Source organism: Streptomyces antarcticus, assembly GCF_026627255.1.
In the GTDB taxonomy this organism is placed as follows: domain Bacteria; phylum Actinomycetota; class Actinomycetes; order Streptomycetales; family Streptomycetaceae; genus Streptomyces; species Streptomyces antarcticus.
In genome coordinates this window covers 131,927-154,500 of sequence record NZ_JAPNLM010000010.1, presented here as the reverse complement: position 1 = coordinate 154,500, position 22,574 = coordinate 131,927, and the positions used below count along the sequence as shown (strand labels likewise).

Here is a 22,574-nt window from a genome sequence, read left to right as displayed (position 1 = left end):
GCTCGCTCAGTTGCCCGGGAGGCCGGTGTCGTGGGGTTCGATGCCGGCGTAGGAGAGGAAGGCGTTGAGTGCCTCCCCATACAGGTCGTTCATGCGCTGCTTCACCTCCGGCGCCCATTGGGAATGAATGCGCTTGAGGACGGTTTCCAGGTCGGCGCTCCAGGTGTCCTCGTGGAAGGCGTAGTCGACCATGTGCAGCACGGCTTCGGTGCCGCCGCGGCGGGCGCGGCCAGCAAGCTGGATGAGGTCGACAATCATGCCAGCGACGACTTCCTCCTGGAGGGATTTGTGCATTGCCGTGAACTGTGGAGCGGTACGTAGTAGAAGTGCGAGACGGTCCCAGGCGGCATCCCTGGCCTTAGTCAGGGCCTGTGAGGGAAGCGGGCTGCCGCCCGTCGGCAGGGCTCGCAGTCCGGCGGCGTTGATGCTTCCGTACATCTCGGCGGGGTCGTTGAGCAGGGCGAGGGGGCGCACGCACAGGTAGACGGAGCGGACCGCTGAGCGGGTGCCCTTGACGATGTTGAGTCCTCGGGCGATCAGCGACAACGGCACGACCAGGATCTTCCCGTGCCGAGGGAAGTCCTCGAACTCCTCGGCGGTCAGCCGTACGGCCACGTTCTCTCGGGGTAGCTCGGGGTTGGGGCTGTGGAGGTCTTCGGCCCTGACCGCCAGGCAGAGCCCTCCGTCGTAGCGCCCGGCCCGGGCGATGCCGCGGGCGAGCCAGGCGCACTGCTCGTAGGAGTTGGCGACGACCAGGACGTGTGCCCGGTCCGGGTCCTTGACGGCGGTGCGTTCGAGCTCGCGGTGGATGTACTGGTCGTACAGGTTGCTGCCCAGCTCGATGAGAGCGTCCTTCTTACGGCTGGGGTGGGTGCCGGAGACCTTGATGGGGTCACCGAAGAGAGGGTGGCCCTCGCCGTAGTCGATCCGGTGCTTCCGGGCCCGGATGGACTTAGCCTGGGCGTCGGTCATCCACCAGCGCACCGGGGCATGCAGGTGTTCACGTACCGCTTGGGGGAAGTATGCGGTGGCCGACAGCCCGATCACCGGCCGCTCGACGCCGGCCAGGATAAGCGAAACGATGCCGCCCAGTTCGGCGGTGAAGGTGTGCGGGTCGCCGGCGATGGTCTGGGCGACCAGGGAGGCGTTCTTCTCTTTATCGTCCAGACCGGTGACACGGTAGCCGGTGATCGCTCGACCCAGCATGCCGAGTGGCAGAACGGAGGCGACGGCGCCGGACTGCAGATCCTTGGACATCCTCTGGGCCGAGCGCAGACCGGAGGAGCGGTAGTCGTGGGCCTTCTCCTGGAGGGCCGAGAGCGCCTCGTCCAGCTCGATCATGGCGGTTCTGGTGACCAGCAGGTTGATCGCTTGTGTCCGCTGGTGAGGGTCCTTGACGGCGTCCCCGAGGAGTCGGTGGAGTTCGAGCTTGACTGCATCCAGAAGGTGTTCGCCACGGGGCGCCACCAGCGCGCTGAGCTCGCTCCTGACCTCGTGCCAGTCGGGTTCGAGCAGGCTCGGCTGCCCGCTGAGCGGGTCGAGGCGCTGGTAGCGGGCAGGCATGAGCGCGTTGAGCCGCTGGAAGTACTCGACAGGGATGTCTGCCCTGTCCTCCGCTGCGGTTTCCGGCCACAGCAGTCGCAGGAGGGTGCGGTCCCGTCCGCGGGCTAGGTGCCAGCGAGTGCTGGTCTGGTCGGGGATGCGTGCCTGGGCGCGGTCGTCCTCGGTGGCGTGCAGGCTGAGAGCGTTCTTGCAGATGCTCAGCAGCAAGAACTCGGCCATGAGGCGGACATGGCTGACGGCAGGCAGCAGGCTGTGCTCGTCGTCGATGCGCAGTCGCTTGGCGTCGGTGTCCATCTCCTGGGGCGCTGCCGACCAGTGCCGGCGTGAGTGCAAGACGATCTCACTGGCACACTTGTCCACGGCTCGGGACTGGAATTGGTCGACCTCGTCGATCGCCACCGCGTGGCAGGTCCGCAAGGCGAACTCGGCTGCGGTCATGCTGCGAACGGGTCGACCGTCCAGATTGACGCCGATCTTCAGGTGGCCTTGCATGAAGACGTAGTGGTTCATGATGACGACGTTGGCGGTGGCCGCCTCGTAGACGGGGGTGTACTTCCCGCAGGTGGGGATCCAGGGGCAGGCTGCCGACCCGACGCCCTGTCGGTGCAGTGACAGGCACGGTTCGCGTCCGGGCGGGTAGTCGCCGGTGGATTCGAGGAACGTCCTCTGGGCACATCCGTATGCCAGGGGATCGATGTCACGTTCGGCTCGTTCGCCCCACTCGCCCGGCGCGTCCACAGACTCGTTGATCAGCGAGGCGAGCTTGAGAGCGCGGTCGTGCATCCCGGAGGACGACATCAGGTGCGCGCACGTGCGCTTCTGCTTGATACTCCCGGAACGGTGCAGGTGATCCAGGTCTTCGCGCACATTCCAGGTCATGGCCAGACACGCCTTGATATCCGGCAAGACGATAGCGATGCGCCGGTCAGTGGCAGCGAACCAGGCAGCCATCACGCGGACCAGGACACTCTTGCCGGTACCGGTGGGTGCATTGAAGATCTCCATGCCGCCGGCAGCCAGGGACAGGGCCTCCTCGGGGGACACCGTGTCCGAGGTCTTCAGGACCTTGAACAGCTGCCCGAGAGTGCTGTGCAGGTAGCGCTTGCTCTCCGGGAAGCGCAGGTCGATCTCTTCTGCCAAGCGCAGCAGTTCCGGCGTGGGGATGCGCAAGTCGGCCTGGTACGGCACGGTCGAGACGCTGGGCAGACTGTCGTGGCCGAGCGCCTCCGTGAACTGGGGGTAGGTGGGGATCTGCAGCCGGCCGTGGACCTGGCCCACGTTCTTGACGAAGATCTCCCGGGTAAGCCACGTCCCCGGTCCTGCGAACTCCGGAGGCTTGCTGCGGGCGCTGGGGCGTCGGAACCGGCTGGTCATACGGTCGACGTAGCCCAGAGGATCACCGCCGAGCCTGGGGAACGCGGAATTCGCAGTGAAGGGGTCGGTGCCCACGAGCTCGAAGGGGCCCATCACCGGGACGCTGCTGGTTCCGTCCGCGGTGAGCGGTGACAACAGGGTGCGCGCCGCTACCGAGAATGTGCGGACGTCGGCGAGTTCGCCGGGAGCGATGGAGCAGACCATGGCGATGCGCTGCCTCTCGTCGTGAGGCAGTTCCTTCCACCGGTCCCAAGCCCGGTACTTCCCCGAGACCAGGGATGCCGCCTCGGCGAACGGGGCCGCAGTGCGGGAGTCCCCGTCGACAGACGTAGGAAAGTAGTGGGCCGCGAGGGCCAGCGCCGTGTAGACGGCGGTCTCTGCGATCGGCACATCACTCATGTCCAGCTCACCCCAGCCTTCTCGCAGACCATCTCGCCGAACTCGGAGGCCGCAGCCACCCGCATGCCGTACTTCTCGCACACCCCCGACAGCAGCGGGACCTGGCGGGCACGGTAGTCAGGCACCACCAGCCACTCGGCGCCACCGCGGTCGCCATCCTGGGCGTGGATCAGCTTGGCCAGCGTCGCCGCCGAGGTGTAGTCCTTCACGTCAACCTTGAACGGCACCTTCTTGCCCCGCTTGGGCCCGGCCTCGACCAGCAGGTCGTAAGCATCGAGCCCTGGCCACAGCTTCACCTTGAGGCCGCGATCAACCAACCGGTCGTACAGGGACAGCTCAGGAAGTCCAGGAACGGTCGTGTACCGCCAAATCCCCCGGCTGACGGCCTTGTGCCCAGCGACGGGCACAGCCAGCGGGATGTCCCCGAGGTCCGGATACAGGACTGCCTCACGGCCACTCGGCCGGGCCGGCGACGGTTCGGGTAGCAACTCGGGGGCACTGGGATTCGTGGTCGGCCGAAACAGGTAGGAGGCCCCCATGTCCGCGTGCGGAGCATGCCAGCAACGGACTGCTCCTACCAGAGCGCCGCTGTTCTTCCGTAGGACGATCCGCATCGGCCACCGGCATACAGGGCACGGGAACCACCAGCCCTCGAACTGTGAGTTGTAGGGAATCTCCCGGTAGAAGTCCGCGACCAACGGGGGCAGCCGTAGCTCGCAGAGCTCGTCCACGGCACCAGCAGGAGAACGGATCAGGTCTGACCGTCCGGCTTCGTAGACGGCCTGGTCACCCTGCTTGTGCAGCAGTGTGAACGCGGTCTCCTGGTCGATCTCCGACTGGAGCTCCCTGTCGCTCACCGCTCCTGCGGTCGTGTCGAGCTTCCGCAGCGTGTGCAGCAGCATCTGCTGTTCAAGATCGAGATCGAAGGCGTCCTCCGTCACCTGTCCATCCCGGTCGACGACCAGCATCCCTTCCAGGTCGAGCGGGTCCACACTGTCGGGCAGCAGGGCCGCCAGATTCCCTCCGAGCGCGCGGCGGAACTCCCCGAACGGCAGAAGAATTCCCGGGCCACGCGCCGCATGCAGCGTTCCGTGGCACTCCATCAGGGTTGCCAGCCGCTGCTGCGGCTCAAGTCCGGGCTCGGTCATCGCCTTTGCCGCACGCAGAGCGGCCCGGGTTACCAGGTAGCGAACACGGACATCGCCAAGTTCTTGCGCGCCGTTCTCCGTTGAACTCGTCACAGCCATGGAGCGTAAGCGGCGCCTCTGACAATCGGGCCGCCCAAGGAGGAAAGGCGCGGACTATGGCGAGTCACCCGCGATTTCTTCGAGTCCTGTGGTATTGACTCCCGGATAGAGGTCTCGGTAGACGTGCAGGTACTCCGCTACATGGCGTAGGCCGAGCTGGGTCAGCCGCCAGCGGTACTCCGAGACGTGTGTCCCTCCCGATGCCATGACTGGGACGGAGTCCACGAAGCCACGGCTCGGCTGTGCTCCGGATCTGCCCCGGTAGCCCACTCCGATGAAGAACAATGAGCGGCCGGCTAGTTGGTCGTCCTCCAGGCCAGCAGGCTCTGCGGAAGCAACACGGGCAACGACGCCCCATAGCCACTCCGAAAGCAGGTGGGGCGCAGGATCCGGCTCACGCGGTTCGCCAAGCCCCGCACGGGCGGCAGCCCGGCCACGCCCGGTGATCTCCACCAGCACCCGTCCAACCTCCCCAACAGCAGGGTGGTCAACGGAATCCTCACTGACCACCAACAGCCCTCGACGCTCTAGAGCGTGCACCGTCGAACCCGCGCCGGGATCGTGAACGCCACGCTGGCGAAGCCGCTCCTGCAACCGGGTGTATCCGACAACGGACGGAGCGGCCCGCAGGGCTAGAGGCAGTCGGCGCCACTCAGCGGCCTTAGGCACGGGCAGCCGCTGAAGCCGCCGCATCCACATCTCGGTCGCGGTCATCCGGTCGTCCCGCATGACCTCACCCAGGTAGACCTGCTGACGCTCATTCAACGAATCCCATGTTGCCAGAGCCGCCCTCGAAGGTGCCTGCTTGGCTTTGTCCGACAGCACAGGAGCGGGGTCTTCCGGCCTGGTGCGCAGCCATGCGTCAAGGACCATGCGCACCGGAACTCCGTACGCCCTGGCCAGGGGACCGATTAGGCGCCCCGTCGCCTTGGGGTCCTGCCAGTGCCGCCCAGTGACCTGTCCCCCGCTCTCCAGCACGGAGACCTTCGGCGCGGACACGCGCAGCTCCCTCCCCGCAGGCGTGGTCTTGAGCAGTTCGGCGACGCGCTCCAAGGTCAGCCCGGCGGCATACCTGAGATCGACTAACGTCTCCTGACCACGTGGGACACCGGTGAGCGCCTCTACTTTGCATCTGAGCGCGGTCGCCAACTGCTCCAGGCGCTGCGAGGTGGGGGTGTGACGACCTTCCTCGTAAAAGAAGATCATCCGAGTCGAAACTCCAGCTTGGGCAGCTAGGGCGGCGCGGGAGAGTCCCAGCTCGACGCGTCGAGCCCTCAGACGTACCGGATCGACTGTGCGCAACGGCGATGGCATGCCTTCTATGGAAGTCGCATGAAGACTTCATTGCAATGGTGCCGCTCCAACCACAGCGACGGCGTCCGCCTTGGTCCGGACGGCACCACCGGGTACGCCCTCGGCCTTCACTCCTCCGGCATGATGACGCTGCAGGGCGTGAGCGCGATCATCCTGACCGTCGCAGCCGCCTCGTCTGCGGCCCGGACTCGATCTCCTCGGCGGTGCGAGCAGCCAGCAGGCTTTGGTACATCTCGGCTGACGTCGGCCAGATCGGGTCCCGTGGGCGTGCCTATCCTGGTCTCATTCCTGGTCTCATTCGCCCCTGTCCGGACCCGTCCGGGCGGGGCCACCCTGAGCACTCAGACGCAGGTCAGAACCCCCCTGATCGTCGCCGTACGCCCGGGCGAACATTTGGAAAGTGTGTTGGGGGCAACCCTTCACGAGTTCGAATCTCGCACCCTCCGCCAGTGCCTCACCGGCCACGATGTCGGAGGGCCCACCATTCGCAATGGGGCCCTTCGACGTCGCGAATGCTCTGGGCAAGATCCCGCAGGAAACGCAACCGGCCGTGGTCAGGGCATCCGATCATCTGCCACACGCTCAGCCAGTCAGCCTGGTCCCGCCGCAATCAGCGGTTCGCCATACTGGCGCTACGAGGGGCTGGCGCCCGTGTCAACGGTCATAGGATTAGCAGAAATCGGTGTGCAAAGTCTGACTCAATTCCCCAATCGGCCGACAACGAGAATGACTTCGCTCCGCCAGAGCTCCAGCTGGCTCGCGGTAGGGCCGATTTCGTAGTGGTGGTAGTGGCAGCCCAGGCAGAGAAGCTTCCATACGGCCTTGGCCCGTCGGGCAGTCTCGGCTTCGGTGCAGCAGCGCAGGCAGAGGAGCTTCGCTCGCGTGGACCTGGCCCGGACTGCGGGCGTCGCGGCCAGCAGCGCGTCGGAGACCGCGATCTCCACTGCGGTCCGGAGGGCGAAGGCGGCTCCCCGGTACCTGCCCGCCGCCATCGCGGCGGGCGGGTCGGTGAGGAGCCGGTCGGCGGTCGCGAGCAACAGGGGGATGGTGGCGTTCACGGCGTCGAGTCCTCCGGCTTCCGTACGTTCTCGGCAATGACTGCGATAGCGTCCACGAACCGGTGCGGGGCCGGCATGGAAGCGCCCGCGGGATGCGCACCCTCCTGGCACTGCCTGACGAGTCCCACGGTCTGCGGCCCGCAGCGCCTGCTCAGCTCCCGGTAGATGTCCCCCGCCCTGGACGCGTCACCGAACAGCCCCAGAGCGGCGATCTCCCTCAGCGTGTTCGCGTCGGTGATCGCGGCCTGTGCTTCGTGTTCCGCGATGCCAGCCCTGTGCATACGCAGCCAGGCGGCCTCGGTGAACGCGCGCTCCAGCACGGTCCGGCAGATGCCCGGCAGGACATGAGTCATCGCCACGGCCGGGAGGTCCGTCGTGCTCGCGAGGGCCCGCGCGTCCTTCAGCGCCTGAGCGACCGGATCGGTCTCCCGCTCGACCTTGACGATGGACCGGTCACCCCGCTCGACCTGGAGCACCGTCACGGCGAGCTCCTGGTCGTGGAAGGCACGCTGCAGCCTGGTGTCGTGGGTGAAGACCACGACCTGCCGGCTCTGGCCGAGGTCGTGCAGGACCTTCGCGAGGCCGTGGACCTTCGCCGGATCCATGGACTGCACCGGGTCGTCGATCACCACGAAGCCGAACGGGCTGTCTGGCGCGGCGGCGCGGGGCAGGAAGAGTGACAGCGCGAGGGAGTGCAGCTCCCCCTGGCTCATGACCCCGAGGGCCGACGCCTCCGTACCGTCCACGCACACGTCCATCACGAGCTTGCGCACGGAGGCCTTCTCAGTGCCGTTCAGGCGCACGGACCGCAGGTCGACGTTGCTCTGCTGCCGCAGCTGCTCCCAGATCCTCTGCGCGTGGTCGGCGAAGGGCCGCAGCCGCTCCTCCCGCAGCTCCCCGCCGGCGTCCTTGAGCCACTTGCGGGCCGCCTTCACCTGACGCAGCCGGGGCTTTCCGGCATGGGCGGTACGCGCCCGGTCGAGCCAGCCCGCGAGCCGCGCGACGCACCGGCGCCAGCCCTCGTCCAGCTTCTCCAGTTCCAGGACCGCCTCCTCCCTGAGGACGGCGCAGGCGTCGGCCAGGACGAGGGCGCTGTTCTCGGCCCGCCCGGCGAGCTGCTCGGGATCGGCGATCCCGCGACAGGCCGTCCACTCCTCCCACGGATCGACCAGCGCGGCCGGAAGCCAGTTGGGGGCCTGGGTAACGAGGTACCGGACGGCATCCGCAGAGCGGCGCAGGGCGCTCCGCGCTTCCTCGGCGGCGGCGGCCTCCTGCCGAAGGGCGGCGATCTGGTCGGCCGCACGCTCTACCCAGGCGTCGTCCAGCAGCCGGGCCGAGCCGCAGACGGGACAGGCTTCCTCGCCGGGGTGACGGCGGCTGTGGTCCAGGGCCTTGGCCAGCAGTTCGGCGCGCTGGTGAGCGTCCTCGGCTCCCGATGCGCGCACGTCGCCCAGGACGGCGACGGCCTCGCGCAGACGGTCCACCGCCGGGCCGACCTCGTCGAGGTCGGGTCCGGTCAGGGCAGCGGCGGCGCGCAGCCCGTCGAGGTGGCCGGCGTCGGCGGTGGGCAGGCCCTCCACAAGCACGGTCAGCGCGTCGAAGTCGGAGGCTCCGGTCCGGCCGAGGGCAGCGATCGCCGCATCCGCCCGGGGGTCCTCCAGACCGGAAAGCATCTCGACCAGCCCCGGCAGCTCCGCTTCAGCGCTCTTCAGCGCGGTGTTCAGCTCCTTCTCGAGGAGCTGGAGCAGGTCGTCGGCGCCAGTCAGCTTGCCCAGACCGAGGATCTTGGCGACCGCGTCGTACATCTGACTGGGCTTCCCGCTGATCATCCGGTCGAGGTCGGAGTACGACAGGAACGGGCGGTAGTCGGTCAGCGGCTGCTGCCAGCCCGCCTCGCCGAAGGCGCCGCGCCCGTGCCCGTGCCCGTGCCCCGGACGCTTGAACTCGATGTCGGGCAGCGTGACATCGGCCCCCGCCCAGGTGCAGGTCAGGGTGCTGGGCTTGGTGTCTCCTTCCTCACACAGCTTGACTTCGATCTTCGGCGCGGCACCGTCGTGCAGGTTGCGCCAGTTGCTGCGGTACACGGGGTTGAGCCCGTCCCACCGGGCGCTCTTCCCGGTGAACGCCGTCTCGATGGCCTCGGCGAAGCTGGATTTGCCGGAGCCGTTGCGTCCGACAACAAGGGTGACGCCGGGCTTGGGGGCGAGGGAGAGCCACGCCTTGGGGCCGATGCCCCGGAAGCCGGCGACGGAGACGGAGTCCAGATAGACGCGGCGAGGCGAGGTGGCCGCGGCGGCCCCTTCGACGTCTCCCAGCGCCTCCCAGAGCATCGCCTTCGTCGCGTCGGAGAGCACCGAGGCGGCGAGGCGGGTCTCCAGGAGGCCGGAGAGCGTCTGCGGGTCCTCGGCTTCTGCCGACGGTGCTGATTCTTCAGCGTGAGTGCTCTGCGCGGGGTGTGCCGTCACGGTCAGCTCCTCTGCTCCGGTGTCCGGCCCGCCGCTTCGTGGGGGCTCGGTGTAAAGGAACAGTAGGAAGACTGGATGGCTTCGATCTATTGATTCACCGATAACTCCCGTTATCGCTAACTGGTCGACGTGGAACAGGGTTGAGTTCAGTCGAAGGCCTCAGGGCTCCACCGCCACTTCCGACCAGACGACCTTGCCGATCGGAACACGGGACGTCACACCCCAGCGGGTGGCCAGCACGTCCACGAGAAGCAGGCCGCGCACCGCCTCATCGTCGGGGGACGGCGCAGGCGCAGGGGCCGGGGGCCAGTCCGAGGACGCGTCCCCCGCCTCGATACGGATCAGACGCCGCCGCGCATCAGAGGTCAGGCGAAGCCGGACGTCGAGCCCTGGCACCGCCCGTGGCGTACGGCGTTGGCGGCGAGTTCCACCACCAACAGGGCGACGGTGCAGGAGACGTCCGAGGCAGGCGGATGCCCCCCACTCCTCCAGGACGCGCACTGCGAGCCGCAGAGCGAGATGCGCACCTCGGGGTGTCGAGGTGAACTACGCGGCGAACTCCTCCTGTGCGGACCCGGTTTCCTCCCCTGGCTCGCACGCTTCCTCACCGAACGGCCGCACCACTGCTTGCGTCTCGCGTGCCTTGAGCGCACTTGGCCGGGACGGCGGGCTGCCGCGACGACGGCACCTCCGTTCAACTCGCACGTGCGGGACTGATCGCCGATCTCAGCAGGCGGGCCGGCCGCATGGCGGCCCGCCTGCTGAGGACTACTTGGCGCCGGGTGCCCACTGGGCCGCGAAGGTCTCCATCTGCTTGAGGACCAGGTCGATGGCCTCCAGCTCCTCCTCGGGCGGGTAGTCGAACATGGCCAGGACCCGGCGGATGCGGGTGCGCAGCTTGGCGCGCACCGGCTCGCGGGAGAGCCAGTCGACGGACAGGTTCTTGCGGACGTCCGCAACGAGGGCCCGGGCGATCTGCGCGAGCTTGTCGTCGCCGCCCTCCATCAGCTCGGCCATGTCGCGATGGGCGACCGCGTCGTAGAAGGCCAGCTCGGCGTGGTTGAGCGGTGGGTCGAAGCGCTCACCGCGACGGGCCTCGTCCGACACCTGCCGTGCCAGCGCCGCGAGTTCGGCAATCGCCTGGGCGCTGGTGAGCTGTTGGAGCATGTAGCGCGTCATCAGGTCGTTCAGCCGCTCGGAGAAACTCTCGTGCCGGACGACGTTGTGCTTCGTCACCTCGCGCATCTTCTGCTCGATCATGCGGCGCAACGCCTCGGCGACCAGGTGTGGGGTCTCGGAGTTCTCCAGCTTCCGCAGCTGCGCGTCGTTGAGGCGGGTGATGTCCAGCCGCCCGATCCCGGCCTCTTCGTACAGGTCGGTGATCTCGTCCGCGTCGACGACCGAGGCGGCGAGCGCTTCGAGGTAACGCCGGATCTCAGCGGTCACCGGCTGACCGGTGGCCTCGCGGTCGGCGGCGTCGAGCTTGATCATCCAGGCGCGCACCTCACTGAAGAAGGCGATGTCGCGCCGCCAGTCCTCCAGGTCCTCGCAGCGCTCGGCGATCTCCTTGCTCATCGCGCAGATCCGGTAGAAGCGGTCCAGGCGAGCGGCACTGTCCTTGAAACGGACGGACAGCGGCTTGGTGCCGGGTTCCACCTTGTTGCCCGGGGTCTTCGGGTCGCGCAGGAAGTTGGAGGTCAGGCGCAGGGCTCGCTTGCGCGGCTCGGGGTGGGCGGTGTCTGCGAGCAGTTCCCGCCAACGCGAGCCGGCCAGCAGGCCCCTGATGGTGGCGAGTTCGTTCTTGACCTCGGTGATGGCCCGCTCGATGTCCGCACCGAGCGTCTTGTCCTGCCGGTCCTGGCGGGAGTACTCCTCCAGGGCCTTGGAAAGGTTGTCCGTGAGCGGCGCGTATCCGACGAGAAGACCGTCCTGCTTGCCGCGGAAGCGGCGGTTGACGCGGGCCAGGGCCTGCATCAGGTTGGCACCCCGCATGGGGCGGTCCATGTAGAGAGTGTGGATGGGCGGTGCGTCGTAGCCCGTGAGCAGCATCGAGTGCACGATGAGCAGTTCGAGCGCGTCCTCCGGGTTCTTGGCCCGGGCCTGGATGGTCTTCTGCTGGGACTTGAGCAGGGCGTGCTTGCGCAGGTGTTCGTCGTCGGTGCGGTCACCGTGGAAGACGATCTTCATGACGCCCTGGTCGACCTCGGCGCTCGCCCACTCGGGGCGGCGCTCAGCCAGCGCGTCGTACACCCGGACGCAAATCTCCCGCGTTGCACAGACGATCATCGCCTTGCCAGGGCCGCCGATGTCCGGCTTCATCAGCTCGCGACGCCTCTCCCAGTGGGAGATCAGGTCGTCGGCGAGCGTCGCTATGCGGTCGGGCGCGCCGTAGACCGTGTTCATGGTGGCGGCGTACTGCACGGCGCGGCGGCGCTCGGCGTCGTCCATGCCCTCGGTGAGGGCGTTGGCCTGCTCGTCGATCGCGGACGGGTCGACGTCGGGCGGCAGGGACACGTCGATAACGCGGGGCTCGTGGTAAACGCGGACGGTGGCCTCGTCGTCGACGGCCCGCTTGAGGTCGTAGATGTCGATGTACTCGCCGAACACCGCGCGGGTGTCGGCGTCGGCCTTCGAGATCGGGGTGCCCGTGAAGGCGATGAGCGTGGCGTACGGGAGCGCGTCGCGCAGGTGGCGGGCGTAACCGTCGAGGCTGTCGTAGTGCGAGCGGTGCGCTTCGTCGACGACCACCAGGATGTTGCGGCGCTCGGAGAGGAGAGGGTGGCCCGCGCCCGAGTCCTTCTCCTCCTGGCTGAGACCGAACTTCTGCAGCGTGGTGAAGATGATCCCGCCGACGGTACGGCTCTTCAGCTCGGTGCGGAGCTCTTCGCGGGTGTTGACCTGGCGGGGCTCCTGCCCGAGGAGGGTCTGGCTGTCCCGGAAGGTGTCGTACAGCTGGTCGTCGAGGTCGTTGCGGTCGGTGACGACGACGACGGTGGGGTTGTTCAGAGCGGGATGGCGGGAGACCAGAGCGGAGGTCTCCACCATCTCCTCGGACTTGCCGGCGCCCTGGGTGTGCCAGACGACGCCCGCCTGGCCGTTGCTCTGGGAGGCGGTGACGATCGCCTCGACGGCCTTGGTCACAGCAAAGTACTGGTGCGGCTTCGCGATGCGCTTGCCGGTGGGCGTGAAGTTGACGAAGTTGCGGGTGAGGGAGAGGAAGCGGGACTGGGTGAACAGTCCGTGGAGGGCGAGGTTCAGCGCCTCCAGGCCGTCATAGTCGGGGGCGTTGGTGTCGACGCGGTCGCCGTCGTGGTCGACGTTCCACGGTGCGAAGTGCTCGTACGGGGTGAAGACGGTGCCGTACTTCGCGGTGATGCCGTCGGAGACCAGGCTCAGGACGTTGTAGCGGAACGCGATGGGGAACTCGGCGACGTAGGTCTGGAGCTGGGCGTGCGCGTCCTTGAGGGTGGCGTTCTCGGCGGAGGCACTCTTCAGCTCGATGGCGGCGAGGGGCAGGCCGTTGACGTAGAGGACGACGTCGAAGCGGCGGTGGCGGCCGTCGGTGTCCCGGACGGTGACCTGGTTGACCGCGAGGTAGGTGTTCGCGTCGGGGTCGTTGAAGTCGACGAGACGGACGGTGGGGGTCTGCTCGGCGCCGAACTCGTCGGTGTAGGTGAGCCGGACGCCGGCGGTGAGGTGGGCGTGCGCCTGCTTGTTCTCCGGGTACGGCTCGGTGGAGGCGGGGTCAGTGGCGATGCGGAGCGCCTCGTGGACGGCGGTGGCCGACAGCTCGGGGTTCAGGCGCTCGATGGCCGCCTGGAGCTGGTCGTGCAGGATCAGGTCGTCCCAGTCCTTGCGGTGGCCTGAGCCGGGGGCGATGGCCTTGCCCTCCTTGACCTCCCAGGCGAGCTCGGCGAGCTCGTCCATGGCGAGATGCTCCCAGGTGGACTCGGTCATCTTCCCGTCGAGCTTGACGCCGTCGTTGACGGTCGTCATAGGGCGTCCTCCACGATGCGCTCGGCGTCGCGGACGCGGAGCTTGCCGGACATGAGCTGGGGGAGGAGCGAGTCGCGCAGGGCGGCGAGAGTTCGACTCTCAGCTCCAGCCAGCTCTGCTCGCTCTACCAAGGGGGATGCCACTGCCTCAAACCGGGCGAGAGCCTCGGCATCAGGAAATGGGATCTTAAATTCGGCGAGGTCAGACCACTTGGCGCGAGGCATTCGAGTCCCATCGCTTCGACCTGTCGCATGCTCGATAACCTCGTCACTGGACAGTGCCAGCAAGAGCCAGGCCCGACTATCAGCCTTGCGTGCTCGCACCACAAGGATGTCAGTTGAGCAAATGCCAGCTACCTGCGCAAGCCCCACCTTGCGGAAATATGGACGCAGCTTACCGAAGAGAATATCGCCGGAATCGAAGGAGGTTTTGGTACTGCCAACTTCCGATGCCTGACCCCACGCATGGAGCCAAATAGACTTACGCGGCATGTGCTCAAGTCCGATGTAAGGCTCTACACCGGAGAGACCGTCGGGCTTCACGGTGTCTCGGATTAGATGACCGAGGTCATCGATGCGGACCGTGCGGCTAGCCCGCACACCGAACAGGTCATACCAGGAACGTAGCAAAGCCTCAATGGTGGTCGCGACTGCCTGGTTCGCTTCAATCTTGTCGTCCAACGCCCCGAGCACCCCCGCGATGGCTGCACGCTCCGAATCGGGCGGCATGACGACCGGGATCCTTCGCACATCCCGCAAATTGAGCGTGGCCTGGACCGTTGTGTTCAACCGCGTGTGCATGTATTGCTGCGCGACGTCAGCGCTCAGGCATGTCTTGAGCCATTTTGCCGAAACCTTATGGGATACTCGCAGGACACCAATTGCGCGCGCGACATTCCATCCAGAGAGCGCTTCCGCGGCGACTGCGGTTTCACCCACGGAGCCTACGAGTGAAATCAACACCTCTCCACCTCGGAGGCGCGTGCGTGCATATTTCTCCTCAATCTCCGAACTGACCTGCAGCGGGTCATCCTGAACTACACGGCCACCCTTCAGATCCTTTACGCGAACGATGGGAATCCCATCCGGGTCAGGACTCCCGGGCTGAACGATTCCATAGGAGATACCGCTCGGTTCTAGTAGATCTTCGAGGGCCTCGTAGGACCAGTCTCTAGGAAGACGGGGGAGCTTCGCCACGTCCAAAGAAGCTCGCTCAGCCACCAATCCTCCCCAACTGATCGCGTACCACTACATCCAACTTCGCCGACTCGTCCAGACGCGTGAATAGTTCCTTAGTCAGTCGCGCAACGCGCTCCTCCACGGGCTCGGCATCCGGGTCATCCTCGACCTCCGCCGCGCCCACGTACCTGCCGGGCGTCAGCACATAGTCGTGCTTCTCGATCTCCTCCAGCGTTGCGCTGTAGCAGAAGCCGGACACGTCCTCGTACGCAACCCCCTTGTGCTTCGCCGACTTGGTGCCGCGCCACGCGTGATACGTATCGGAGATCTTCTCCAGGTCCTCGTCCGTGAGGATGCGCTCCGTGCGGTCGATCATCGTGCCCATCGCCCGCGCGTCGATGAACAGCACCCGGCTACGGCGGTCCTCCAGCGCCTTCGTGCCCTGCGGGGACTTGTCCTTCGTGAGGAACCACAGGCACGCCGGGATCGCGGTCGTGCGGAACAGGTTGGCCGGCAGCGCGACCATGCATGCCACCAGGTCGGCCGCGACCAGTGCCGCGCGGATCTCGCCCTCGCCCGACTGCTTCGACGACATGGAGCCGTTCGACAGGACGACGCCCGCGCTGCCCCGGTCCCCCAGCTTGGAGACGATGTGCTGGAGCCAGGCGTAGTTGGCGTTCGACTGGGGCGGGACGCCGTAACGCCAGCGAGGGTCGTCCGACTTCCTTGCCCAGTCGGACATGTTGAACGGCGGGTTGGCCATCACGAAGTCGGCCTTGAGGTCAGGCAGCTTGTCGTCGGCGAACGTGTCCGCCCACCGTTCGCCGACACCCTTCGGGTCCATGCCGTGGATGGCGAGGTTCATCTTCGCCAGACGCCACGTCCGCTCGTTGGCCTCCTGGCCGTATACCGCGATGTCGTGCGTGTGGTCCTTGCCGCGCCGATTCGCGACGAACTTTCCGCTCTGCACGAACATGCCGCCCGAGCCGCAGGCCGGGTCGTACACCCGACCCTCGTACGGCTCCAAGACCTCGACCAGCAGCCGCACCACGCTCGCCGGGGTGTAGAACTCACCGGCGCGCTTGCCTTCCGCCCTGGCGAACTTCTCCAGGAAGTACTCGTACACCTCACCGAGCACGTCCTGCGCCGGGCGGTCGCCGTGGCCCGTGAAACGGGCGTCGCTGATGAGGTCGACCAGCTCCTTCAGGCGCTTCTGGTCGACGTTGTCGCGGTTGAAGATCTTGGGGAGGACGCCGGTGAGGGTCTTGTTCGCCTTCATCACCTCGTCCATGGCCTCGTCCAGGAGCTTGCCGACGCCCCCCTCCACGCTCGACGCGTTCTCCTTGATGTGGTCCCAGCGGGCGGTCGGGGGCACCCAGAAGACGTTCTTCTCGGTGTACTCGTCCTTCTCCTCCAGGAACGCCGCCCGCCGGTGCTCCGGGATGGCCGCCAGCTCCGGGTCGGCGGCCAGCTCCTCGCGGCGCTCGGTGAAGGCGTCGGAGACGTACTTCAGGAAGACCAGGCCGAGCACGAACTCCTTGTACTGCGCGGCGTCCATGGAGCCGCGGAGTTTGTCCGCGGCCTTCCACAAGATGTCCTGGATCTCCTTGGTGCTGGAGACGCCGGGCAGTTCGCCCTGTCCGGCGGCGGCTCGCTTACGCGGGGGCATCGTTCCTTCTTCCTGCGTGACTGCTCGACGACAGCTCGTCCATGGTCAAGGTATGCATTGCGTACGGTGGTTGGTTCACGTTTCGGTCGAGAGTGAGGGTGCCGTCCGCGAGCCCGGCGACCGTCAGGCTCGTGGCCTCGGCGAGCGCGTCGGCCTGCGCGCGCAACAGCCGCTCCCGGCGCTCGGTCTCGGCCAGCAGGGCGTCGAAACGCTCGACGTCCTCCGGGTCGAGGTCGGGCAGCTGGTAGTCCTCGATGCGGCGGGCGGCCCGCACGGCGCTCGGGCTGCGGCCGGTGTTGCGGGCGACGCCGAGCAAGGCTGCCAGCACGCGCGGGGTCAGCGGGCGTTCGGCGGCGCGGTTGACGCGGAGCACGCGGGCCGGGAAGGCGACCACGCTGAAGCCGTCGTGGTCGACGTACAGGCCGAGTCGCGGCGCCAGGGTGTAGACGACGTCGCCCGGCTCGGTGAGCGCCACGCGGTCGTACGCGGTGGCCAGCACCAGCCGGTCCATGCGCCGCGCCCCGACGGCACCGTGCCCGGTGATCTCTTCGGGGCCGAGCACGGTGTGATGGCCGTCCCGGACGAGATGGTCCTCGTCGATCCGGTGGCCCTTAAGCCTGCTCACCTTACCCTCGGCGATGAGGGCGCCGAGAGTGGTCCGCCGGGGCATCCGGCCGACGCGGCGCAGCACGCGCCCGCGGTACGGGCCGTGCGTGTCCTGGTACGACCCGGCCTCGTCGGCCGCACGCTCCAGGCAGGCCTCGGCCTCGGCGATCAGCGCGGGACGCTCCGTCGTCGTACGCGACCAGATCGCGGAGGCAGGCGGCGCGGGCGGGGTCAGCGGGCCGCCGAAGGAACGGTCCAGGACAGCGACGTCCACCGCGCGTCCGTAGCGGGGGTCGTGGCCGTCGAGTGCGCGGAAGCCTTCGGCGCGCCAGAGGAGTACGTCTTCAGCCAGCCGGGAGCATACGTCTTCGGTCAAGGAGACGGCGCTGATGTCGGCGAGCAAGACCTTGCCGTCCGCTGCCGAAACGGGGTCGCGGGTGAGTACCCAAAGAGCCGGACGGTAGCCAGGACGGTAAGGAAGCACGCCGCCGGGCAGAGCGATGACGGCCTCGACGATATTTCTGCGCAGCAGCTCCGACCGCAGCTGGGACTCCTCCGTGCCCCGCAGAGCGTCGACGAGGGCGTCGGCGGGGCCCAGCACGAGGGCCGTCGAGCCAGAGGCGAGAAGGTCGGCCACGCGCTCTATGCCCTCAAGGGCGGCGAGGGCCGAGCGGTCCTCGCCGGGGCGGTACGGGAGCTGAGTCACGATGAGATCGGGGTCCGCGAGGCGTTCCTCGAGGTCGTTGCCGGTCTGCACGTCGAGTGCGAGCTCGTCGACGCCCGCGAGCAGCAAGCGGCGACGGGCGATGCGGGCCAGGCGCTCGTCCGGCTCGGCGGCCAAGGCGGTGATGTTCTCGCAGTCGTCGGCCTCGCGCAGCAGCGCGGCAAGCAGGTCGCCAGCGCGTGCGTGCGGGTCGGCGAGGGTGATCGATTGGTCGCGTTCCAGGCGGACACGCAGGTCCGCGAGCTGGGTGATCAGGCTCAGAAGCTCGGGGGACACGGCATCTGCGGCGAGAGCGTCCACGCCGAGCCGGGCGCGGGCAGCCAGCAGCCGCTCGTACGCGCCTCGCTCGTTGTAGGCGGCGTCAGCCAGGTCCTCTGCGAACCGGACGAGCGGGGCGGCGGCAGCGTCGACTGAGCGCAGCTCGCGCAGGACGAACTCGTCCTCGGCGTCCATCCGCTCAGCTCGGTGCATCACCGCGGTCCATAGCGTCCGGTCATCGTCGTCAGGACCGGCGTCAGGGCCGGCCAGTGGGCGGCCGTCGAGCTTGCGCAGGCAGAGCAGGCTGCCCAGGACCTCAATGAGCTGCCACCCACTGAATCGGTCCGTCAGTGCCACGATGCCGAAGAGGGCCACATCAGAACGAAGCTCCGCATGGTCGGTGTTTCCCAGGCCCGAGGAAATCAGCCACTCCGCCACTTGCCCGCCGTCGAACAAGGGACGGCCGGCATTTCCCGCGACGGGTGCCGGGAAATGCGAGTACCGTCGCCGCCACGTCGAGACCACGGGACGCTTCACCCGCGCGAGCGTTGCGATCTCGGACATGGAGACGTACGGCACAGCCGCGAAGGGGTGAGATGAGCCCGGCACGGAAACCCTACGGTGAACCACGGTGCCCTCCCCCCCCTTCAAGATCCTGTTCGCAGGACACCCTGACTGCCCCGTCGGCAGTACCGCCTCCCGCGTATCCAAAAACTACGGCCGCTCTTCGATGAAGCCGCCACGGGCTCTCGATAACGGGGGTTATCGAGCGCCCCCAAGCTTAATGGCTCCCAAGATGACATCGGGAGGCTTGGGAGCCAGCTGGGAGCCGGTCTGCTCACCGAGGCCTCTTGAGACTGCCCCAGACCGTTCGAGCCCACGGCGCTGACCAGGGGAAACGTCGTTCGCGCTGGTGGGGATCTTGGGTGGACCTCATTCGGGACGAAGAGGTCGTGGGTTCAAATCCCGCCACCCCGACGCTGTAGTACCAGGTCAGGGGCCTGATCCGCATTGCGGATCAGGCCCCTGTTTGGCGTTCTCCGTACAGCCCTCGGGTGGGAGCGGGTGCGCGCGTTCTCGCGCACCTGCGGGGCCCCGTCCGTCCTCCGTGTTCGTGGGACCGACCTGATGCGTGCCGGGATCGGGTCCCTCGGTCAGAGGGGGAGGGGGAGGGACACCGCGTTGTACGGGGTGCCCGGTTCCGGGGGGAGGGGGAAGCGGGAGTTCGGAAGGTAGATGCGGCCGTTGTGGACGGCGGCCGCGCACGGGGTATCGAAGCGGGGGTCGGCGACGGTCTTGAACAGGTGCGCGCCGAAGCCGGTGGGGTCGAGGTGGAACACCGCGAGGTCGGACTGCCGGGGTGCGTACAGCGTGCGGCCGCGGAGCAGGATGCCGTTGGTGGTGGGCAGGGTCACGCCGCCGAGGTCGACCTTGCGCGCGGTGCCGGTCGCCGGGTCGACCCGGAACAGGCTGCCGCCGCCGGCGTGGATGTTGACCACCAGCAGGGACCTGCCGTCGGGCGTCGTGGAGATGCCCGTCGCGCTGAGGCCGTCCGACGGGCCCTGTACCCATTCACCCGTCAGCGGCAGGGTCACCACCTCGTGCGGGGCGGGCAGGCGGCCGCCCGGACCGAGGGGCAGGCCGAACAGCTGGCCGCTGAAGGAGTCGGTGCACCAGACCATGCGGGGGGTGACGACGAGGTGGTCGACGAAGGTGTCGGCGTTGCCCACCTCGTACGTCCGGATCACCTGGCCGGTGACGCCGTCCATGACGGTGATGGTGCGCCCCCAGCCGCCCGCGACGAACACCCGCTGGCGGTCGTCGACCTGGAGTCCCACGGCGAAGTGGCCTTCGCCGCCGCCCGGGTTGATCACCTTGCCGCGTCCGGTGGCCAGGGCGACGCGGTAGATCGCGCCGCCGAGGAGCGAGCCGAAGTACGCGTACGGGGCGGGGCCGATGCCGATGCCCGCCGGGTGGAAGCCTTCCGGCAGGATCAGTTCGTCCGGCCACGCGCCGCCCGCCGGTACGCGCGGGGTGGCGCGTGCCGTGTATGGGCGACGGAGCCGAGCACCACGGCGCCGCCCAGCGCAGCTCCGGCGCCCAACAGCCGGCGTCGCGTCATCGATGTGCTCTGCATCGTGCCTCCCCTTGTGTGTACGACGGGCGGCATCGTGGCGGCCTCCGCCTGAGGAGCGCTCCAGCATGACTCGAATCCGGCTGGACCCGCGGACGGACCGGCTGCTACCCGCTGAAACAGCACGTTGACACCGGCGGACCCCGTGGTTTAATCAAGATCGTGGCGCGTGACGCCGGCCAAAGAGCAGTGGGCCGGCCGGCAGTCGGGCGACCACCAGCCAGCAGGGGACCCTCATGAGTCCATACCTCACAGGCAACGCCTGACCGAGGCGCGTCCGTACGCGGCACAGCCGCGTGACGCAGCCCCGCACGCCGTACGTCACTCCGCGTTCCGCGATCCCGTCATCACGGGCTTCCGCGTTCTGGAACCTTCCCGGCCGACATCACCGCACTGCGATGCGGTTCTGCGCCCCCATGGAGATTCGAAGCATCATGCCCACATCTTTCAACCAGTCCGTCATCGATGAGTTCCGCGCCAACAAGGGAGTGGTCGGCGGCTACTTCGAGGGCAGTGACCTGCTCCTGCTGACCACCACCGGGGCCAAGTCCGGTGAGGAGCGCACCACGCCCCTCGGATTCGTCCGCCACGGCGAACTGCTGATGGTCATCGGGTCGAACCTCGGTGCCGACAAGCACCCCGACTGGTACCACAACCTGCTGGCGCACCCGCTGGTCCAGGTGGAGATCGGCGCCGAGTCCTTCGAGGCCATCGCGGTCCCCGCCGAAGGGGCCCGGCGCGATGAGCTGTTCACCCACGTGGTGAGCGCGGAGCCGGGTTACGGCGAGTACCAGGAGAACACCCGGCGCGTGCTGCCGGTCGTGGTGCTGGAGTCCGCCGAGGTGGCCGAGGGCGAGGGTCCCGCGGAGGTGAGGAACCTCGCCGACAAGCTCGTGGAGGTCCACGTCTGGCTCCGCGCGCAGCTGGGCCACGTACGGGCCGAGGTGGACGCCCACTTCGCCGCCGTGGCGGCGCACCAGGGTCCGGGCGAGCCGCCGGCCCCGGGGCTCGGGCTCCAGATCAGGCAGCGGTGCCTGGCCTTCTGCCAGTCGCTGGAGTTCCACCACGTCAGCGAGGACGCGCACATGTTCCCGATGCTGGAGGCGCAGAACCCGCACCTCAGCGACGCGTTCGAGCGGCTGCGTGTCGAGCACCGCACGGTGGCCCGTCTCCAGGAGGAGCTCAGCGGGCTGCTGGCCGACATCGCGGGCGCCGACCCGGAGCGGTTCCGTACCGAACTGACGCGGATGTCGGACGAGCTCACCGCGCACCTCGACTACGAGGAGGAGTCGCTCCTCCCGATCCTCGCAGCGATCCCCTTTCCTCCGGGGCCGCCCTCCGAGGCCGAACCGGAGGCGGCCTGACGGCGCCTGGGCGACCGCGACAGCGGCCGCCCCGCGTCGCGCCTCAGGACTCCGGGTTCAGGGCATGGCGCGCGTAGGCGGCCGCGGACGGGCCGAACTGGAGCACCACGTGGCCCGCGGCGGAGTGGATGTCGCGCCACAGCCGCTGGAGCACGGCGCCCTCGTCGTGCCCGGCGGTGCCGGAGGCGCGGAACAGCCGCTCCACCGCGCCCACCAGCAGGTCGGCGGCGAGCGCGCAGTCGCGCTGGCCGCGGGCGGCTTCCAGCGCGGTGACCTCCGCGGCCGCGTCGGCGCGCTCCAGGAGCAGCCGGGCGGCATCGAGCTCCCCTGCCGTACGGGCCAGGGTCTCCTCGTAGAAGGAGGGGCCGGGTGCTCCGGGGGCCTGGGCGCGCAGCCGCTGGACGGCGTACCCGGACCAGTGGGCCAGTGCCCCCTGGGCGGCGCCGAGCACCTCGGGGCTCAGGGAGCGGTCCTGCTCGGCCCGCGCGGCCTCGGCGCCGGCGAGTTCGGCGGCGCCGCGTGCGGCACGCGACAGTCGGGATTCGGCCACGGAGGTGGGGTGCATGGGCTGATCTCCTTCACTCGGGGCCGACCGAGTATGGGAGAGCGCGATCAGAGGTCGACGGGAAATCACTTGGACGTCACTCGAGCCTTAAACCCGGAATGTTCCGCACCGCCCGCACACCCGAAGCCGCTTTATCGAAGCCACTATCACAGCTCCATCCGATGGCACAATGTCGCCATCGATATCAAGGCACCACAGTGCACCTATCAAGCCACTCGAATTTTGCTTGATTTTACTCTGTACAGGTCGTAGCCTGGCGATCATCTCTGGCCGCCGGGAATCTTGCGCTGCCACACGAGAGGTTCTCTCGCACAGAAAGGACGGGCTTGATGTCGGTGGCAGTTGAACGTGTCGTGATGGCCCCTGCCTGCCGTGTCACGCCTGGACGAAGACTTGACGCCCCGGTCGCACTCGACCGCCGATAGGCACACCCGGGGCGAATGCGCCCTGTTCGTCCATTCAAGGACTCCCTTCACCGCCTCCTCAGACGCATTCACACTGTGCGATGCGGATCACATCTCACACCTGGCATCTCCGACCGGCCATCGAAGCCGCATGTCAGCTAATTTCACACTCTTCCACGGGGGAATGAAGTATGAAGGCAGAATCAGCCGGAGCTCCGTATTCGATGTAAATAGACGCGCTCGGCCCGATCTCAAT

At 67.9% G+C, this 22,574-nt stretch carries 12 protein-coding genes; 1 reads left to right on the top strand and 11 read right to left on the bottom strand.

Going from position 1 to position 22,574, the window contains the following annotated elements:
- Window positions 1-6: 6 nt before the first annotated feature.
- From OTB16_RS17470 to OTB16_RS17420, 10 genes are all read right to left on the bottom strand, one after another.
- Window positions 7-3,336 carry a hypothetical protein gene (locus OTB16_RS17470; protein WP_267721158.1) on the bottom strand — a complete coding sequence of 1,110 codons (3,330 nt, stop codon included), beginning with the start codon at window positions 3,334-3,336 and terminating at the stop codon, window positions 7-9.
- Entirely contained in the window at window positions 3,333-4,577 is a 1,245-nt protein-coding gene (locus tag OTB16_RS17465) for a restriction endonuclease-related protein (RefSeq protein WP_267721157.1), read from the bottom strand. The genes OTB16_RS17470 and OTB16_RS17465 overlap by 4 nt, the downstream gene beginning before the upstream one ends.
- A 60-nt stretch (window positions 4,578-4,637) precedes the next feature.
- On the bottom strand, window positions 4,638-5,897 hold the full coding sequence (locus OTB16_RS17460) for a helix-turn-helix domain-containing protein (protein WP_267721156.1): 1,260 nt from the start codon (window positions 5,895-5,897) through the stop codon (window positions 4,638-4,640).
- Between the two features lie 698 nt (window positions 5,898-6,595).
- Entirely contained in the window at window positions 6,596-6,955 is a 360-nt protein-coding gene (locus tag OTB16_RS17455; RefSeq protein WP_267721155.1) for a hypothetical protein, read from the bottom strand.
- Entirely contained in the window at window positions 6,952-9,420 is a 2,469-nt protein-coding gene (locus tag OTB16_RS17450) for an AAA family ATPase (protein WP_267721154.1), read from the bottom strand. The genes OTB16_RS17455 and OTB16_RS17450 overlap by 4 nt, the downstream gene beginning before the upstream one ends.
- A 768-nt stretch (window positions 9,421-10,188) precedes the next feature.
- Window positions 10,189-13,416 (bottom strand): type I restriction endonuclease subunit R, encoded by a 3,228-nt coding sequence (locus OTB16_RS17440; RefSeq protein WP_267721153.1) that lies wholly within the window; start codon window positions 13,414-13,416, stop codon window positions 10,189-10,191.
- Entirely contained in the window at window positions 13,413-14,636 is a 1,224-nt protein-coding gene (locus OTB16_RS17435) for a restriction endonuclease subunit S (protein WP_267721152.1), read from the bottom strand. Before OTB16_RS17435 ends, OTB16_RS17440 begins: the two co-directional genes overlap by 4 nt.
- Complete coding sequence (locus OTB16_RS17430; RefSeq protein WP_267721151.1) at window positions 14,629-16,263, bottom strand: type I restriction-modification system subunit M; 1,635 nt, start codon at window positions 16,261-16,263, stop codon at window positions 14,629-14,631. Before OTB16_RS17430 ends, OTB16_RS17435 begins: the two co-directional genes overlap by 8 nt.
- Entirely contained in the window at window positions 16,250-18,226 is a 1,977-nt protein-coding gene (locus OTB16_RS17425) for a DNA methyltransferase family protein (RefSeq protein ID WP_267721150.1), read from the bottom strand. Before OTB16_RS17425 ends, OTB16_RS17430 begins: the two co-directional genes overlap by 14 nt.
- 779 nt (window positions 18,227-19,005) lie before the next feature.
- Complete coding sequence (locus tag OTB16_RS17420) at window positions 19,006-20,055, bottom strand: NHL repeat-containing protein (RefSeq protein WP_267721149.1); 1,050 nt, start codon at window positions 20,053-20,055, stop codon at window positions 19,006-19,008.
- Window positions 20,056-20,419: 364 nt separating this feature from the next.
- Between OTB16_RS17420 and OTB16_RS17415 the strand changes: the two genes are divergently transcribed.
- On the top strand, window positions 20,420-21,349 hold the full coding sequence (locus tag OTB16_RS17415) for a nitroreductase/quinone reductase family protein (protein ID WP_267721148.1): 930 nt from the start codon (window positions 20,420-20,422) through the stop codon (window positions 21,347-21,349).
- Window positions 21,350-21,392: 43 nt separating this feature from the next.
- On the opposite strand, the gene OTB16_RS17410 is transcribed toward OTB16_RS17415, so the two are convergent.
- Window positions 21,393-21,914, bottom strand: coding sequence for an acyl-CoA dehydrogenase family protein (locus OTB16_RS17410; protein WP_267721147.1), 522 nt, complete (start codon window positions 21,912-21,914; stop codon window positions 21,393-21,395).
- Window positions 21,915-22,574 lie beyond the last annotated feature (660 nt).

Coding starts and splice junctions, on each gene's coding strand:
- OTB16_RS17470 (WP_267721158.1), bottom strand. CDS start 3,336: ATGAGTGATGTGCCGATCGCAGAGACCGCCGTCTACACGGCGCTGGCC.
- OTB16_RS17460 (WP_267721156.1), bottom strand. CDS start 5,897: ATGCCATCGCCGTTGCGCACAGTCGATCCGGTACGTCTGAGGGCTCGA.
- OTB16_RS17440 (WP_267721153.1), bottom strand. CDS start 13,416: ATGACGACCGTCAACGACGGCGTCAAGCTCGACGGGAAGATGACCGAG.
- OTB16_RS17430 (WP_267721151.1), bottom strand. CDS start 16,263: ATGCCCCCGCGTAAGCGAGCCGCCGCCGGACAGGGCGAACTGCCCGGC.
- OTB16_RS17420 (WP_267721149.1), bottom strand. CDS start 20,055: ATGCTGGAGCGCTCCTCAGGCGGAGGCCGCCACGATGCCGCCCGTCGT.
- OTB16_RS17415 (WP_267721148.1), top strand. CDS start 20,420: ATGCCCACATCTTTCAACCAGTCCGTCATCGATGAGTTCCGCGCCAAC.
- OTB16_RS17410 (WP_267721147.1), bottom strand. CDS start 21,914: ATGCACCCCACCTCCGTGGCCGAATCCCGACTGTCGCGTGCCGCACGC.